A 16,090-nucleotide genomic window follows, 5' to 3' on the forward strand; every position below is an offset into this window, starting at 1 on the left:
ATGCCGCCAATTTCCAAGTCGGGGATGTCCCTGATCGCAGGTTTCGCAGTCGGTGCTCTCGTTCTGGCCGGTTGCTCCTCGGCCCCGGAAGAATCCGGGGCTGAGGAGCAACCGGCCGTTTCCGTTCCTACCCCGGTCGCGATCGCAGACGGCCCCGGCCTGGCCGATGCGATCACCGAGGACGCGATGGTGGCCCATCTCGAAGAGCTCGAGGCAATCGCGTCCGCACACGACGGCAACCGAGCTGCGGGCACGTCCGGTTACGACGCCAGCGTCGACTACCTGCGGGGCAAGCTCGAAGCTGCGGGATTCGAGGTGCAGACCCCCGAGTTCGAGTTCGACCAGTTCTCGGTCGAGACCGAGTCGTTGTCCGTCGACGAGCAGGACGTGCCGGTGGCGGCGCTCACGTACTCGCCGTCCACCTCGGACGCCGGTCTCACCGCACGTGTCCTGGCAGCGCCGACGGACGATTCGCCGGGCTGTGAAGCAACGGATTACGACGGTCTCGACGTCTCCGGTGCCATCGTCGTCGTCGATCGCGGGGTGTGCCCGTTCGGTACCAAGCAGGCCGTCGCGGCCGATCTCGGCGCGGTCGCGGTGGTTGTCGTCAACAACGAGCCGGGGCCACTCGACGGCGCCACCCTCGGCGACGCGGACATCGCGCAGATCCCCACCGGCGGCGTCAGTCAGGAAGACGGACCAGCCGTCGCCGCGGCACCGGAACTGACGTTGACGCTGGACACCGAAACCGTCACCACGACGAGCCGGAACGTGATCGCGCAGACCAAGACTGGTGACACCGATAATGTCGTCGTTGCCGGGGCGCACCTCGACAGCGTGCTCGAGGGTCCGGGTATCAACGACAACGGCACCGGCGTCGCAGCAGTGCTGGAGTCGGCGCTGCAGCTCGGCGCGGAACCGGATGTCACCAACGCCGTGCGTTTCGCATTCTGGGGCGCCGAGGAGCTGGGCCTCGTCGGTTCGAGCAAATACGTCGAATCTCTGTCCGAGGAGGACGCGTCGAATATCGCGCTCTATCTCAACTTCGACATGATCGGTTCTCCGAACGCCGGCTACCTCGCATACGACGGCGATGACTCAGACCAGGTCGGGGCGCCCGCGGGCCCGACCGGTTCGGATGCGATCGAGCGGATGTTCGTAGAACGATTGCAGGCGGAAGGAATCGCTGCTGGCGGCACCGACTTCGACGGACGCTCCGACTACGGGCCGTTCATCGCCGTCGGGATCCCGGCCGGCGGGGTGTTCAGCGGCGCCGACGATGTGAAGACGCCAGAGCAGGCCGAGGAATGGGGCGGCATTGCCGGCGAGGCGTTCGACGAGAACTATCACACCCCCGAGGACACCCTGGCCAATGTCGATCGAGAGGCGCTGGCGAGAAATGCGTCGGTGGTGGGTTTCGGTATCGGGACCTACGCTCAGTCGGTCGACGGCCCCAACGGGGTCCCGGTGGACGAGGGCCGCATCGCGGCTCGATCGGGACAATGATTATGTGTAACTTTCAGTTACGCTTGTTTTCATGAACCCGCACGTGGCGTCGACGGTCGAGTGGATACGCGCTGTCAACCGTCGCCCCGCGGTGGTCGATGTCATCCGTCGAGTCCGGCGCGTACTCCCCGGTGATCCGACGTTCGGTGATCCGCTGTCCATGGCCGGGCCTGGGTCGGCACTGGCGGTCGCACGCGTCGCGGACAGATTCCTCGACGACGAACCCGGCGCGACCCGCGAGTTCGGGCTCGGCGCCCTGCAGATCTGGCAGGCGGTTCTCGAACGAACCGGCCGCGGACACGGCGAACGCGATGTCACCATCGTCTTCACCGATATCGTCGGGTTCTCGACCTGGTCGCTCGGCGCCGGAGACGCGGACACGCTGACCCTGCTCCGCAAGGTCTCAAAGGCTGTGGAACCGGCGGTCGCTGCCGGCGGTGGTCACGTCGTCAAGCGGCTGGGCGACGGCATCATGGCGGTGTTTTATCACCCCGACAAGGCCGTCGAAGCGGTGGTGACGGCTCGTGCCGCGCTCGCCCGAGTGGAAGTGAACGGCTACACCCCGACGATGCGCGTGGGCATCCATACGGGCAGTCCGCGCCAGATCGGATCCGACTGGCTCGGGGTCGATGTCACCGTCGCCGCGCGGGTGATGCAAGCGGGCGGGAACGGCAACGTGATGATTTCGCACACCGCCCTCGACGCGCTCCCGGAAGGAACACTGGAGGAATTAGGGCTGACCACCCGGCCGTATCGGCGTGGGTTCTTCGCGCCCAAGCTCAGCGGTGTCCCCGAGGACCTCAAGATCGTCCGATTGATTCAGACGCCAGAACGGTGAAACCGGGCCGTGCCCGGCGCCCAGGTCGTAGGACGCGGCGAGGCAGCGCGTGACCCATTCCTTGCCGAACGCGACAGCCTCGGGGACCGAGTATCCGTGGGCGAGTGCGCATGCGATGGCCGCGGCCAGTGTGTCCCCGCCGCCGTGGTCGTTGCCGGTGTCGATGCGGGGGCTGGTGAACTCGAGGAATCGATCACCGTCGAAGAGGATGTCCGTGCTGGTCTCCGACGTGCGCAGGTGCCCACCCTTCACCAACGCCCATTGCGCACCCAATGCGTGCAGCGCCTGCGCTGCGTGGTGCGCGGTGGCGTCGTCGACGACGTCGATGCCGGTGATCAGTCGCACCTCGTCGAGATTGGGTGTCACGAGCGTTGCGATGGGAAAGAGGGTGTGACGGATGGCGTCGAGTGCCTCGTCGTGCAGAAGCGGGTCACCGTGCATCGATGCGCAGACTGGATCGACGACGAGTGGAACTGGCTGGTCTCTGCCGATGCCGACGTCGGTGCACACCGCTGTGACGGCCTCGATGATCGCGGTGGAGGCGAGCATGCCGGTCTTCGCCGCGCCGACGCCGATATCGCCCACCACCGAGCGAACCTGGTCGGCAACGATCGTCGGCGGGATCTCGTGAAAGCCGCTGACGCCGACGGAGTTCTGTACGGTCACCGCCGCGACAGCGACGCATGCGTGGACACCGCACAGGGCCATGGTGCGACTGTCGGCTTGAATGCCAGCACCCCCGCCGGAGTCGGTACCGGCGATGGTGAGCACGCGCAGAGGCGTCGAGCCGTGCGGGGCAAGCGGTAGAAACTTCACGAGAAGACAGTACGGCAGGGATGTCCGGTGCGGCCACAGATGCTTGTTCACCGATGAATGTTGTTGCATCACAACGGCGATGATTGGCGACTGTGACACTTACCAGTCGTGATGTTGCATCGAGGTTGCGAACCTACGGCACCGAAGGTTTGTCGCTGCAAAAGGGTGACAAGCATGCGGTTCACATGTTTAATAGTGGTGTAGGTCACATAACGATCACGACGCTTCGACCCAACTCTCTACATGTAAGGAGGTGACCCATGCTTGCCGGTACACCCAGTGCTGACGTTTCCATCAATACCGACCAGAATCGATTCGAGTTGCGGCTCAACGGTGATTTGGTGGGAATCGTCGGATACTACGAAGTCGAGTCCTCGGCCAAACGCGGACCTCGGACTCACGTCGTCTCGTTCATGCACACTGTTGTCACCGAGGACTTCGGCCATCAGGGACTTGCTGCCATCCTCGTGCGGAGGTCACTGGACACCGCCCGGTCGTACGGCTGGAAGGTCAAGCCTGTGTGCACCTACGTTCAGCGTTTCCTGGCCGCGAACCCTGATTATGCGGACATCGCTGTTCCCTTGTAGTCGGGGGTTGCCTGGTTCTGCTCGTAACGGTTGCAACTCGACGTGGCTTCGAATTGCTATCCAATTTCGCCAATTCCTTCGGTCCCTCACTGTGCCGGTGTAGTCATAGTGACATGGATCACACATCCTTGGATCTCTCGTCGCCCGCTGCGTTGGCTGCTGCGGTTCGCATCGAGGACAACGTCACGCACAGTAGGTTCGATCTCTTCGTCGCCGACGAGCTGATCGGCATACTCGGGTACCGCGACGGCGAGGACGGGGCTGTGGCTTTTATGCACACGGTTGTCGTCGAGGATTACGGAGACCGGGGATGGGCCGGCGTTCTCGTGCGTGGTGCGCTCAATACCGCGCGTGATCGTGGCTGGCGCATCGTTCCGATCTGCACTTACGTGCGTCGATATCTCGCCCGCCATCCGGAATTTCTCGATCTGGTGGCGTGACGCGGCATCGAAACGAGAGCGCCGCTCTTGCTTTGAGGGTCGCCGCAATGAATACTGCTCTTTGGTGAGAGCGCTGCTCTCCTGACGAGAGGGTGTATCCATGTCAGACCGAAAGACCACATTCCTGCTCCTGATCACCGGCGTTCTGTTCGTGATCTATCCGGTGTTGCGGCCGTACTCCACCGAAACGGGCACCGCCGGCGCCGATGCATTCGCCTCACCGCTGTGGATAGCTGCCCACGTCAGCGCGATGCTGGGCTTCATCGCATTGGCATTGGTCGTCAGAGCCATGCAGGTGGGCCAGTTCGCGGAGTCGGCGACGTGGATCGGCGTCGGCCTGCTGCTTCCCTACTACGGCGCCGAAACCTTCGCACTGAACGTGCTCGGCGTCCGCGCACAGGAAACGGGCGATGTCACCCTCGTCGACCTGGCTGAGCCCATCAGATACGGGCCTGTCCAGGTGACCATGTTCGGTTTGGGGCTCGTCGCGATCGCAGTCGGGGTCATCGCTCTCGCCCGGGAAGTCGCTACGTGGCAGGGGTGGGTCTTCGCCGCCGGGTTCGTGCTGTTCCTGCCGCAGTTCTTCGGTCCGCCGTGGATTCGCGTCGCCCACGGCCTCCTGATACTCGTTGGGTCTGTGGCGCTCGCGGTGAAGCTCGCGCAACCGAAAGCGCGTCAGGAAATCTCGACGATCACCGGTGCGTGATCGCTCGCGCCCTTGCCCTTGCGCTCCTCACGGTCGATAGAAGCACCGGACACACGTGGGGTGAGCGCCGGAGAGGTCAGGGCCATGTCGATCCGCAGGCCCTGCTTCTTTGGAAAGCGCAACTGGGTGTAGTCCCAGTAGGTGAATGTCCTGGGCTCCGGCGTGAATTGACGCGTCAACTCGCTGAAACCGATCTCCTCGAACGAGGCGAACGCATCGCGCTCCGGCTGCGAGGTATGGGTCTTGCCCTCGAACAGCGCCGGATCCCACACATCATCGTCGGTCGGGGCGATGTTCCAATCGCCGACGAGCGCGATCTGCGCCTGCGGATCGGCCGTCAGCCACGCCTGCGCGTCGGCGCGTAGCTTCGCCAACCACTCGAGCTTGTACGTGTAGTGCGGATCGGCGAGGTCGCGGCCGTTGGGCACGTACAGGCTCCAGATTTGGATGGCGCCGCAGCTCGCGCCGATCGCCCGGGCCTCGCGCACCGCCTCGATCTCGGGATCCTTACTGAACCCCGGCTGATCCTCGAAGCCGACCTGCACGTTCTCGAGTCCGACGCGCGAGAGCAGAGCCACGCCGTTCCACTGACTGAGGCCGACATGCGCCACCTCGTAACCCATCTCAGTGAATCGCTCGTACGGAAACTGCGTGTCCTTGCATTTCGTTTCCTGCATCGCCAGCACATCGATATCCGAGCGCAACAGCCACTCGACGATCCGATCCTGACGAGAGCGGACAGAATTCACGTTCCACGTAGCCAATCGCACGGACGCCACCTTAGGCGCTTCGCGCATGTGAGTGGAAATACGTGTCCTGCTATGTACTTTCACTCACATGCGGCGGGTGCGGATCGGCCTCGGGCCGAGCGCCTTCAGCGCCACCACCCGATCGCGGGCGATCTGGACGACCCTCCCGTCCCGTGCCCGCACCGCGACCGACTCCTCATCGGAGGAGATGAGTTCACCGATGATGTCGGTCATCGGATGGCTGGACCCGGGCGGAAGCCGGTAGCGCAGCGTGACCCTCGTGCCCGCTGGAATCGCCCCCACTGGAACTCCCCCGGCCGCAGCCACTCAGTCGTCCTCGTGGCCGAACGGGTCGCTGACGGTTCCCGGTATCCACGACAGGCCCGGCTTGCCCCACCCTGCTCGCTTGATCGCCTTCTTCGCGGCGCGGGCATTGCGTCCGATCAGCACGTCGACGTACAGGAAGCCGTCGAGGTGGCCGACCTCGTGTTGCAGCATGCGGGCAAAGAAACCGGTGCCTTCGATCTCGACCGGCTCGCCCTTGGCGTCGGTGCCTCGCACCCGCGCCCAGTCCGCCCGCCCCGTCGGATACTGCTCCCCGGGAACGGACAGGCATCCTTCTTCGTCGTCATCCGGGTCCGGCATCGTCTCGGGGATGTCCGACGTCTCGAGGACGGGGTTGATCACCTCGCCCGTCCGGCGGATCATCTTTCCGTCGGGGCCCTCGTCCGGGCAGTCGTAGATGAACAACCGCAGTGGGATGCCGATCTGGTTCGCGGCCAGCCCGACGCCGTTGGCGGCGTCGAGTGTCTCGTACATGTCAGCAATGAGATCGGCGAGTTCGGCGGGCGTTTGTGTGACGGGTTCGGTCGGGGTGTGGAGGACCGGGTCGCCGACGATCCGGATCGGAAGAATTGCCATGGTCGACAAGAATAACGGCGCGCGATCGAGGACACTGCACTCGGTGAACCCGAACGAGATGCACGCGACTCGCCGCGCCTACCGCAGGCGGCGTGCGCGTCGTATGCATCATGGTTGAATAAGGGCCGAAACACACGTGTGTAATTCGTGTCGGATACCCGCCTCGGCGGGTGCGTCGATGCGAATCTGAGGGGGGCCGGCATGGCGGCAGAGGCAGCATGAACGCACAGAAGACGGATCCGCTGATGCGGGTTCGAGAAGTCGAGGAGTGAGATGGACGGCGCAGCAGCGCGTGACCAGAACCAGTCTCAGCAGTCCGACAAGGCCACCAACGTCAATGAGGTCGGCGAGGACGGTCTCACTCGGCGTGAGCACGACATCCTGTCCTTCGAGCGCCAGTGGTGGAAGTACGCCGGCGCCAAGGAAGAGGCCATCAAAGAACTCTTCTCGATGTCCGCGACCCGCTATTACCAGGTCCTCAATGCTCTGGTGGACCGACCAGAAGCCCTCGCTGCCGATCCGATGCTGGTGAAGCGACTACGAAGGCTGCGCGCCAGCAGGCAGAAGGCCCGAGCGGCCCGCAGGCTCGGCTTCGACGTCTGAAGGGTTTGGTAGGGGCAGAGTTTCCATCAACTAGTGTCTTCGAGTGTGAGCAGTCCCAATCCGGAATCGTCCGGCCCCCCGCTCCGCGCACTGGCAATGGTGTTGATATCGCTGGCGATTCTGTTCGCAGCGATCGGTGCATTGTCGTTGAGCGGCTCGGACAGCGACAGCGAAGAAGCAGCTCCCGACGCGACGAGTGAGGTCGCCGAGGGGCCGGACGGCCAAGGATCAGGGTCTGCAGCGTCGGCGCCGCAGGCCCCAGCGGCCTCGGCCACCCCGGAACCGGAGGCCAGTGTCGATCCGTCGGATGTCGATGTGCTTGTGCTCAACAACAGCAACGTCTCGGGGTTGGCGGCGGACACCGCATCGACTCTGACGGCCCAGGGATGGACGATCGTCGAGACCGGCAACTACGTCGAATCACAGATTCCTACGACGACCGTCTTCTACGGCTCGGCGTCAAGCGCGCAGGCCGCGGCGCAGGAGATCGCCCAGCAGCTCGGTGTGAGCGCCCAAGCCGCCCCGGCCACGGTCTCCGCGTACAGCGACGGTGTAGTCGTCGTTGTCACCGAATAGCTCCCGCTATGACCGAATGAGTCAGTACTACCGGGCATAGTTATGATCGACGCACACGCCCAGCCTGCCCCACGAAGGAGCACTTTTCATGGCACCGAGCACCACACCCCGATCGGCGACTCGCTCCCTGCGTTTTGCGGCACCGGTAGTCGCCGTGGCGGCATTCGGCTTGGTGGCGTGCGGCGCCCCGGAGACGCCATCGGACGTGCCCGGCACGACGCCCCCGGTATGGACCGGTAGCGAGGACCCGAATGCCTCGGCAGTCGAAGCCGACGCTCCCGTGGGCAGCCGGGCATCAGAGAGCGCGATCACCGCAGATCTCGAAAGCGCAGACGGCAACACCGTCGGCACGGTGTCGATCGTCGAGGATGGCGACCACCTGACGATCACGGTCGAGGCCGAGGATATGGAACCGGGCTTCCACGGCATGCACATCCACACCGTCGGCGTATGCGAGCCGAACTCGGTTGCCCCCGCAGGCGGCGAGCCCGGCAACTTCCTGTCCGCCGGCGGTCACCTGCAGCTCGACGGCCGCACCGAGTACCCGTCGAGCGGCGATCTGACATCGTTGAGGGTCGGCGAAGACGGCACCGGGATGCTCGTCACCACCACCGATGCAGTCACTCTCGACGATCTGCGTGCCGACGGCGGCCGGTCCCTGCTCATCCACGAGGGCCCGGACAACTTCGCGAACATCCCGCCGCGCTACACCCTTGCCGACGGTGCTGCAGTGCCGGACGAGATGACCCTTATGACCGGTGATGCCGGCGGACGGGTTGCTTGCGCGGTCCTGGAATAAGTGAACGCTCCGCGGATCCACTTCGACTCCTCGCTTCGTCCGACGCTCGGTGTCGAATGGGAAATCGCGTTGGTGGACAAGACTTCCCTCGACCTGGTCAATTCCGCTGAAGAGGTGATGGCCGGAGTCACCGAACTCGCCGGGGCGCAGACGCCGCGCGTGACGAAGGAACTCCTGCGCAACACCGTCGAACTCGTCACAGGAGTGTGCGACAACGTCGGTGAGGCCATGGACGACCTCGGCGAATCGCTCGAGCTGGTACGCCGGGCCGCGCACCCGCTCGGTATCGATCTCTTCTCCGCCGGAACACACCCGTTTGCGGAGTGGTCCACGCAGGTGCTGACCAGGTCACCCAGCTACGACGAGTTGATCGCACGAACCCAGTGGTGGGGACGTCAGATGCTCATCTGGGGAGTGCACGTGCACGTGGGTGTGTCGTCTCCGGACAAAGTGTTCCCGATCCTCAACTCGTTGCTTCTGCAGTATCCCCACCTGTTGGCGTTGTCGGCTTCGTCGCCGATCTGGGCTGGCTCGGACACCGGATACGCCAGCAATCGCGCACTGATGTTTCAGCAGCTGCCCACCGCGGGCCTTCCGTTCCAGTTCGAGAACTGGGGTCAATTCGAGGGTTTCGTTCGCGATCAGATGAAGACCGGCGTCATCGAGCAGTTGGGTGGTTTGCACTGGGACATCAGGCCGGCCCCGAAGTGGGGGACCATCGAGGTCCGCGTGTGCGACGGCGTGTCCACTCGGCGTGAGCTGGCGGCGCTGATCGCCCTGACGCACTGCCTCATCGTCGATCTCGACGCACGCCTGGAAGCGGGGGAGCAGCTTCCGAGCATGCCGCCGTGGCATGTCCAGGAGAACAAGTGGCGCGCCGCCCGATACGGACTCGAGGCCGAGATCATCCTGGACGCCGATAGCAACGAACGTTTGGTCACCGACGATTTGAACGATCTGCTCGAGAAGCTGACTCCGACGGCTGTGCGCCTCGGGTGCGCTGACGAGTTGGCCTCGGTCGCCGAGATTCCGCGGCGCGGCGCGTCGTATCAGCGTCAGCGGCGCGTTGCCGCCGAGTCCGGCGGGAACCTGAAGTCCGTCGTTGCGTCCTTGGTCGCGGAGCTGCGTTCGTGACGCAAGGTCGTGCGGCTCAGTTCTCGGGCTCGTTGACGATCCTGAGGCCGTCGCGGCCACGCTGCTCGCGGTAGGCGGTGCGCCCCACGTTGTGCGCGATGATGGGTGCGGTGGTCAGCGTGAATATGCCGACGAGTACCAACATCCAGATGTCGACGTTTCCGCGCAGCTGAATCACGGCGCCTGTCAGCACCAGGACCAGCCCGACTACCTGCGGTTTGGTAGCAGCGTGCATGCGCGAGAGTGTGTCGGCGAATCGAACGACCCCTACCGCTGCGGTGAAGGCGAAAACGGCACCCAGCAGTATGAACGTTCCTGAGATCACATCGAGAACTGTGTTCATTCGTCCTTCACTCTGAATCGCGCGACGCTGACAGAGCCGACGAAACTGATCAGCGACAGCGCAACGATGGCGGGCACGATGGTGGTGTCGAGGCTGTACACGGACCATACGGCCAGGCCGCACATCGCCACCGCCAGAATGGTGTCCATGGCGACGAGCCGATCCAGGGTGCCCGGACCGGCGAGCAGGCGGTAGGTGGTGATGACAGCGGCGGCGATCAGCAGTACCCCCGAGATTGCGAGTACGACAATCACGTCCAGTCTCCCTGTCGTTCGTCGTCGATCTTCTTGTCGTCGCGACGCTCCGGCGGTGCCTTCAGGTCTTCTCCGATCACCTCGGTGTCGATGATGGCATCGCCGACTGTGTCGTCGTCTGCTGTGTCATCGCTGTCCATTCCGTGGTGGCTTGCTTGGTCCTCGCCGTGACTGGAACTGGGGGCCCACTCGGCGTCACGTTCGAATGCGGCGATGAACAATCTTTCGAGGCGACGGACGGACCGGAAGAACGAATCGACGGCCTTCTGGCTTCCCATATCGAGCAAGTGGACGTAGATGAGCCTGCGGGTCTGGTCGATTTCCAGTACCAGTGTGCCGGGGAAGAGGTTGAGCCCGTCCACGAAGAGGGTGAGCACGAGATCGGACTTGATGGTGATGCGGAAACGAACCACGCCCGTGATCGGTGGCGCCTTGGGCCGGACCGCCAACCAGGCCACGTTGACGCTGGATTCGGCAGCCAGGTAGACGTAAAGCCCCACGAGCCGAACGAGCGACAACACATGGATTCGGCCCTGGACAGGCACCTTGGGCAGCGGCAGCAGCATCATGATCCCGAGCCCGATGACGATGCCGCCGAGAACGTTTGCCCAGCTCAGATTGCCCCACAGTAGGACCCAGACTGCCGTGAGCCAGATCAGTGTCCACAGTCTCAGCAGCAGGAAACGGTTGTTGAACACATCCTTGTTGAACATCACCGGCCCTCCGCAGCCTCGGAAGCGTCGCCGAGAAATCCGTCACCGCGGACGGCGTCGATGTACACCGACCGGTCACGCAGATCGGCTGCCGCGCGATCGCTGATGTCGATGATTCGGCCGGCGAACACGGTGAGGGACAAGCCGACGATCACCAGCCCGATCGTCGGGATGAGCATGAAGGCGGGCATTCGTCCGACGTCCTCGCGGTCGGCGAGCTGGATGTCGTTCGAATCGTCGAGCAGCGCCGACGGGGAGCTGTCGGCCAGGTCGCCCTCGGGGGCGTCGGCGCGTGCCCGCCAGAACGCCTTGGTCCACACGCGGGTGACGGCGTAGAGAGTCAACAGGCTGGTCACCGTACCGCCGGCGACGAGCATCCAGGCGAGCACGCTGCCGTCGGCGCTGCCGGCCTGCAGCAACGCAACTTTCCCGATGAAACCCGAGAACGGTGGGATACCGCCCAGATTCAGAGCCGGTACCAGGAACACGATGCCCAGGACCGGGCTGGCGGCGGCGAGTCCGCCGAGGCGCCGCAGCGAGGACGAGCCGGCTTGCCGTTCGATCAGTCCGACGACGAGGAAGAGGGTGGTCTGGACGATGATGTGGTGAGCGACGTAGTAGATGGCCCCGGACAGGCCCGCCTGCGTGGAGAGCGCGACACCGAACACCATGTAGCCGATGTGGCTGACGAGGGTGAACGAGAGCAGGCGCTTGATGTCGGTCTGCGCCAGCGAACCGAAGATGCCCACGAGCATCGTCAGCAGCCCGCACACCATCAGGACCTTGTCGAGGGAGCCGTCGGGGAACAGCAACGTGTGGGCCCGGATGATGGCGTAGACGCCGACTTTGGTCAGCAAGCCGGCGAACACCGCGGTGACGGGGGCGGGCGCGGTGGGGTAGGAGTCCGGCAACCACGTCGACAGTGGGAACACGGCCGCCTTGATGCCGAAGGCGACGAGTAGAACGGCGAAGATCGCAGTCCTGGTGCCCGTCGGAATGTCGTCGAGACGGGTGGCCAGGTGCGCAAGATTCAGTGTCCCCGTCGCACCGTAGATCAGACCGATGCCGGTGAGGAAGATGAGCGAGGACACCACCGAGACCATGACGTACGAGACGCCCGCCCGGACTCGGTCGGCGCTCGCCCCGAGTGTCAACAGCACGAACGACGCCACGAGCAGGACTTCGAATCCCACGTAGAGATTGAAGAGGTCACCTGCCAGGAACGCGTTGCTGACCCCTGCGGTCAATGCCAGGTACGTCGGCAGGAAGATCGATACGGGCTGGTTCTCGTTGCCGTCTCGAATGCCCTGACCGATCGAGTAGACCATGACGGCGAGCAGCACGATGGAGCTGACCACCAGCATCATGGCCGAGAGCCGGTCGACGACGAGCGAGATGCCGATCGGTGAATCCCAGCCGCCCACCTGGATGGCGGAGGCGCCGCCCCGGTCCGCGAGATACAGCAGCATCGAGGACACAGCGAGGACGGCGACGAGTGCCGTGATCGTGATGAGTCGCTGAGCGCGGGGTCGGCGGCCGAGGACGAGCGTCAATGCGGCGGCGAAGAGCGGAATCAGAACGGGTAGCGGCGTGAGGATGCTCAGGACGTCGGGGGAGACGGTCATGTTGTCTCTCCCCTCTTCTCTTCGCGATCGCTTTCGCGTTTCTCCCTGTCGGACATCTCCGCGTTGTCCAGGCCGTCGAGCCCGTGCAGTTCGTCCTCGTCGTCCTCGAAGTCACCGTCATGCAGATCCTCGTAGCATTCGAGGTCCTCGAGGTTCTTCAACTGCTCGATCGGGATGGGATTTCCTCGGGAGTCGAACGCATCTCCGCCGAAGCTGGGCTCACCGGTGACCGGGTCGTCGGAACGGTCTCGGTCGGGCGCCTCGGCCACGGAGCGTCGCCTGGAGACCTTGGTGTCCTCCGGGTCGTTCTCGATCGCGTCCTTGGTGTTGAGGGTGAACGAGCGGTAGGCGAGGGCGAGGACGAACGCCGCGATACCCATCGTGATGACGATCGCGGTGAGGATCACACCCTGCGCCAACGGGTCGGCCATCGTGTCGTGGATGGCGCTGTCCCGGCCGACGATCGGCGGGTTTCCTGGGGGACCACCGACCGTCATGATCAAGATGTTGACGCCGTTGCTGAACAACAACACTCCCAGCAACATCTTGGTGATCGAGCGTTCGAGCAGCAGGTAGACCCCGCACGCGACGAGCATGCCCGCCAAGGACAGCAGGCCGAGGTTCGCGGTCATCGGGACTTCACCTGAACATCCAACTCCGCCTGTGCGTCGAGACGAGCACCGAGGCTTCGGAGTACGTCGAGTACGAGACCGACCACGATGAGATACACACCGAAGTCGAAGAACAGGGCAGTGACCAGTTTGATGTCGCCGAGCAGCGGCAGCGTCACCTCGAGGGTGGCCGAGCTCAACACGGGCGCACCCAGGAACATCGAGGCCAGCGCTGTGCCGGAGGCGAAGACCAGTCCGATTCCGAGGATCTTGCCTGCATCGATGGGAACTGCCTCGCCGAGTTCGTAGCGACCGCCGGCCAGGTACCGCAGGACGAGCGCGAGACCGGCCGTCAACCCGCCTGCGAATCCGCCGCCCGGAGCGTTGTGCCCGGCGAAGAAGAAGTACACCGACAGCACCATGATCGTCGGGAACAGCAACCGAGTGGTGACTTCGAGGACGAGTGAGCGGTGTCGAGGATCGATGAGCTCGCCGCCGAGCAGCCACGTGGCGTCCGAGCTGCCGCCGTTGCCGGAGTCGGTGGCCGGGGCGTCGGACACACGCGGAGCGCTGCCGAACCGGCGGTTGCGGAATACCAGGCTCGCGACGCCGGTGGCGGCCACCAGCAGGACCGAGATTTCGCCGAGGGTGTCCCAGGCGCGGATGTCGACGAGTAGAACGTTGACGATGTTCTTGCCGTCGCCCAGTTCGTATGCGGCCTCGGGTAGGAGCAGCGATATCGGGTCGGTGTTGCGAACACTCATGGCGAAGACGCCGAGAACGGTGACGGTGACGCCGACCGCGATGGACAGCAGGGCTCGGGGTAGGCGGTAGCCCGCAGCTCCACGGTCGTCGACCTCGGCCGGCAATTTGCGTAGTACGAGAACGAAGATGACCAGGGTCAGTGTCTCGACCAACAACTGTGTGAGAGCCAGATCCGGGGCGCCGTGCAAGGCGAATATCACGCCACAGCCGTAGCCGGTCAACCCGACCAGAATCACGCTGGCGAGGCGGTTGCGCATCACCGTCGCGCCCAGCGCGCCGGCAATCATGATGCCCCCGACGATCAGTTGCAGCGGGGTCTCGAAGAAGACGAATTTCAGATCGGGCGCGCTGCTGGTGGCCAAGATCATCATCGGCAGCAGGACGAGTGTGGTGAGGATGATTCCCTGCGTCAGTGGCAGTGAGCCGCGCTGGGTGGTGCCGGTGATACGGATGGAGATGGTGTCCATGGCCTTGAGCACGGCGTCGTAGGCTCGGTCGGCGTTGCCGAGTGGTGGATGCTCGAAGTTGAGTCTGTTGACCACGCGATGCGCGATGAACAGCGCGACACCGCCGGTGACGACTACCGCCGACAGCGCGAGGGGCAGGTTGAAGCCGTGCCAGAGCGAGAGGTGGTACGGCGCCTGTCCGTAGGAGTCGACGGTGAACGTGTAGGGCTCGACGAGACGCCCCACCACCGGGGAGGCGACTCCGGCCACGGCGCCGAGAACGGCGAGGAACGCCGGGACGGCGAGAAACAGTGCGCCGGGGGCGTGCATCGAGGCCACGGCGGGACTCGGACGTTCGAGATGCTTGCGGCCGAAAGCGCCCCACACGAAACGAATGCTGTAGGTGACCGTCAGAATCGACCCGAGAACGAGGCCGGTGAGAACGAGGGCGCTGACCGCGGGAGCGAGGGCAGGGGTGTCGAGGACCGCAGAGAATGCGGTTTCCTTGCCGACGAACCCGAGGAACGGTGGCAGCCCGGCCATGCTCGCGGCGGCAAGGGCGGCGATGACCGCAAGGATCGGAGCCTTCTTTCCGAGGTGAGCGAGTTTGCGAATATCGCGGGTGCCCGTCGTGTGGTCGATGATGCCGACCACCATGAACAACGTCGCCTTGAACATCGCGTGCGCCAGCACCATCGTCAGGCCGGCCAGCATCGCTTTCTCGGTGCCGATGCCGACGAGAACCATCAGGAAGCCCAGCTGGCTGACCGTGCCGAAGGCGAGGACGAGTTTGAGGTCGAATGCGCGTAGGGCTCGCCAGCCGGCGATGATCATCGACAGCAGGCCGAGCGTGATGACGGTGGCGCGCCACGGTCCCGAGTCGGCAAAGCCCGGGGCCAGTCGGGCCACCAGATAGATGCCGGCCTTCACCATCGCCGCTGCATGGAGGTAGGCGCTGACCGGGGTCGGCGCGGCCATGGCGCCGGGGAGCCAGAAGTGCAGTGGCACGATCGCGGACTTGGACAGCGCGCCGATGAGGATGAGCACGATCGCCACACCGGGCAGCCAGCCGGAGGGCGCGTCGGCGATGACGTCGGAGAGGTTGTAGCTTCCCGCCGCCTGGCCCAGCACGATGATGCCGACAAGCATCGCCAGCCCGCCGGCGGTGGTGACCAGAAGTGCCTGTGTTGCCGCGCGGCGCGAGGAGGCGCGCTCGGCGTAATGGCCGACGAGGAGGAACGACAGGACTGTGGTGATCTCCCAGAAGATGTACAGCACCAGCATGTTGTCGCTGGTGATCAGGCCGAACATGGCGCCGGCGAACGCCACCATCTCGGCGGCGAACAGTCCGAGTCGGGGTTCGTCGTCCTCGAAGTAGCGCGCGCAGTAGAGGAGGATCAGGGCGCCGATGCCGAGGACCAGCAGGGACATGATGGCGGCGAGGGAGTCGAACCTCATGTCGATGTTCATCGACAGACCCGGGACCCACTCGATGCTCAGCGTCTGCTGGGTGTTCCAGTGCTCGACCACCCAGCCCAGGCTCACGAGCGGGACCAGAGCCAGCGCGAAGAAGGCGTTGCGGCCCCACCAGCGGACCAACATCGGCGCGCACAAAGCTGCCACCGTGTGCGCGATCAGGATGGCGAGCAAGGAAGGTA

General features: G+C 64.5%; 17 protein-coding genes and 2 pseudogenes. 9 read left to right on the forward strand and 10 right to left on the reverse strand.

What is annotated here, in order from left to right:
- Complete coding sequence (locus tag KVY23_RS01790) at positions 1-1,506, forward strand: M20/M25/M40 family metallo-hydrolase (protein ID WP_230555082.1); 1,506 nt, start codon at positions 1-3, stop codon at positions 1,504-1,506.
- Between the two features lie 31 nt (positions 1,507-1,537).
- Positions 1,538-2,344: an adenylate/guanylate cyclase domain-containing protein gene (locus tag KVY23_RS01795; RefSeq protein ID WP_230555083.1), complete on the forward strand. Its 807-nt coding sequence runs from the start codon at positions 1,538-1,540 to the stop codon at positions 2,342-2,344.
- Here the strand turns inward: KVY23_RS01795 and thiD are convergent.
- A pseudogene (thiD, locus tag KVY23_RS01800) lies at positions 2,324-3,160 on the reverse strand (bifunctional hydroxymethylpyrimidine kinase/phosphomethylpyrimidine kinase); the annotation flags it as partial. The gene KVY23_RS01795 and the pseudogene thiD overlap by 21 nt on opposite strands.
- Before the next feature lie 260 nt (positions 3,161-3,420).
- On the opposite strand from thiD, the gene KVY23_RS01805 reads away from it, so the two are divergent.
- From KVY23_RS01805 to KVY23_RS01815, 3 genes are all read left to right on the forward strand, one after another.
- Positions 3,421-3,747: a GNAT family N-acetyltransferase gene (locus KVY23_RS01805; protein WP_230555084.1), complete on the forward strand. Its 327-nt coding sequence runs from the start codon at positions 3,421-3,423 to the stop codon at positions 3,745-3,747.
- A 113-nt stretch (positions 3,748-3,860) separates the two neighbouring features.
- On the forward strand, positions 3,861-4,187 hold the full coding sequence (locus KVY23_RS01810; RefSeq protein ID WP_075838355.1) for a GNAT family N-acetyltransferase: 327 nt from the start codon (positions 3,861-3,863) through the stop codon (positions 4,185-4,187).
- Between the two features lie 100 nt (positions 4,188-4,287).
- Complete coding sequence (locus KVY23_RS01815) at positions 4,288-4,893, forward strand: hypothetical protein (RefSeq protein ID WP_230555085.1); 606 nt, start codon at positions 4,288-4,290, stop codon at positions 4,891-4,893.
- On the opposite strand, the gene KVY23_RS01820 is transcribed toward KVY23_RS01815, so the two are convergent.
- From KVY23_RS01820 to KVY23_RS01830, 3 genes and pseudogenes are all read right to left on the reverse strand, one after another.
- On the reverse strand, positions 4,863-5,663 hold the full coding sequence (locus KVY23_RS01820; RefSeq protein WP_230555086.1) for an exodeoxyribonuclease III: 801 nt from the start codon (positions 5,661-5,663) through the stop codon (positions 4,863-4,865). The genes KVY23_RS01815 and KVY23_RS01820 overlap by 31 nt on opposite strands.
- Positions 5,664-5,738: 75 nt before the next feature.
- Positions 5,739-5,945: pseudogene (locus tag KVY23_RS01825) on the reverse strand (GNAT family N-acetyltransferase); the annotation flags it as partial.
- A 24-nt stretch (positions 5,946-5,969) separates the two neighbouring features.
- The gene (locus tag KVY23_RS01830; RefSeq protein WP_230555087.1) at positions 5,970-6,563 is read right to left on the reverse strand and encodes a peptide deformylase; all 594 of its coding nucleotides are present in this window, start codon (positions 6,561-6,563) and stop codon (positions 5,970-5,972) included.
- Between the two features lie 273 nt (positions 6,564-6,836).
- Here KVY23_RS01830 and KVY23_RS01835 point away from each other — a divergent pair, with 273 nt between their 5' ends.
- From KVY23_RS01835 to KVY23_RS01850, 4 genes are all read left to right on the forward strand, one after another.
- Positions 6,837-7,166, forward strand: a complete 330-nt coding sequence (locus KVY23_RS01835; protein ID WP_075838352.1) for a DUF3263 domain-containing protein — start codon at positions 6,837-6,839, stop codon at positions 7,164-7,166.
- Between the two features lie 45 nt (positions 7,167-7,211).
- Positions 7,212-7,742, forward strand: a complete 531-nt coding sequence (locus KVY23_RS01840; protein WP_230555088.1) for a LytR C-terminal domain-containing protein — start codon at positions 7,212-7,214, stop codon at positions 7,740-7,742.
- Between the two features lie 88 nt (positions 7,743-7,830).
- Positions 7,831-8,541 carry a superoxide dismutase family protein gene (locus KVY23_RS01845; RefSeq protein WP_206509226.1) on the forward strand — a complete coding sequence of 237 codons (711 nt, stop codon included), beginning with the start codon at positions 7,831-7,833 and terminating at the stop codon, positions 8,539-8,541.
- Positions 8,542-9,675 carry a glutamate--cysteine ligase gene (locus KVY23_RS01850; RefSeq protein ID WP_230555089.1) on the forward strand — a complete coding sequence of 378 codons (1,134 nt, stop codon included), beginning with the start codon at positions 8,542-8,544 and terminating at the stop codon, positions 9,673-9,675.
- Between the two features lie 16 nt (positions 9,676-9,691).
- On the opposite strand, the gene mnhG is transcribed toward KVY23_RS01850, so the two are convergent.
- The 6 genes from mnhG to KVY23_RS01880 are packed head-to-tail and all read right to left on the reverse strand — an operon-like array spanning position 9,692 to position 16,082.
- Entirely contained in the window at positions 9,692-10,018 is a 327-nt protein-coding gene (gene mnhG, locus KVY23_RS01855; RefSeq protein WP_075838351.1) for a monovalent cation/H(+) antiporter subunit G, read from the reverse strand.
- The gene (locus KVY23_RS01860; protein WP_075838350.1) at positions 10,015-10,272 is read right to left on the reverse strand and encodes a monovalent cation/H+ antiporter complex subunit F; all 258 of its coding nucleotides are present in this window, start codon (positions 10,270-10,272) and stop codon (positions 10,015-10,017) included. The genes mnhG and KVY23_RS01860 overlap by 4 nt, the downstream gene beginning before the upstream one ends.
- A complete protein-coding gene (locus tag KVY23_RS01865) occupies positions 10,269-10,985 on the reverse strand; it encodes a Na+/H+ antiporter subunit E (protein ID WP_230555269.1) in 717 nt (238 codons plus the stop codon). The genes KVY23_RS01860 and KVY23_RS01865 overlap by 4 nt, the downstream gene beginning before the upstream one ends.
- Entirely contained in the window at positions 10,985-12,610 is a 1,626-nt protein-coding gene (locus KVY23_RS01870; protein ID WP_230555090.1) for a Na+/H+ antiporter subunit D, read from the reverse strand. Before KVY23_RS01870 ends, KVY23_RS01865 begins: the two co-directional genes overlap by 1 nt.
- Positions 12,607-13,242: a Na(+)/H(+) antiporter subunit C gene (locus KVY23_RS01875; protein WP_230555091.1), complete on the reverse strand. Its 636-nt coding sequence runs from the start codon at positions 13,240-13,242 to the stop codon at positions 12,607-12,609. The genes KVY23_RS01870 and KVY23_RS01875 overlap by 4 nt, the downstream gene beginning before the upstream one ends.
- Positions 13,239-16,082, reverse strand: a complete 2,844-nt coding sequence (locus KVY23_RS01880; protein ID WP_230555092.1) for a Na+/H+ antiporter subunit A — start codon at positions 16,080-16,082, stop codon at positions 13,239-13,241. Before KVY23_RS01880 ends, KVY23_RS01875 begins: the two co-directional genes overlap by 4 nt.
- Positions 16,083-16,090: the final 8 nt, after the last annotated feature.

Origin of the sequence: Rhodococcus sp. I2R (assembly GCF_020889545.1) — a bacterium.
Taxonomy (GTDB): domain Bacteria; phylum Actinomycetota; class Actinomycetes; order Mycobacteriales; family Mycobacteriaceae; genus Rhodococcoides.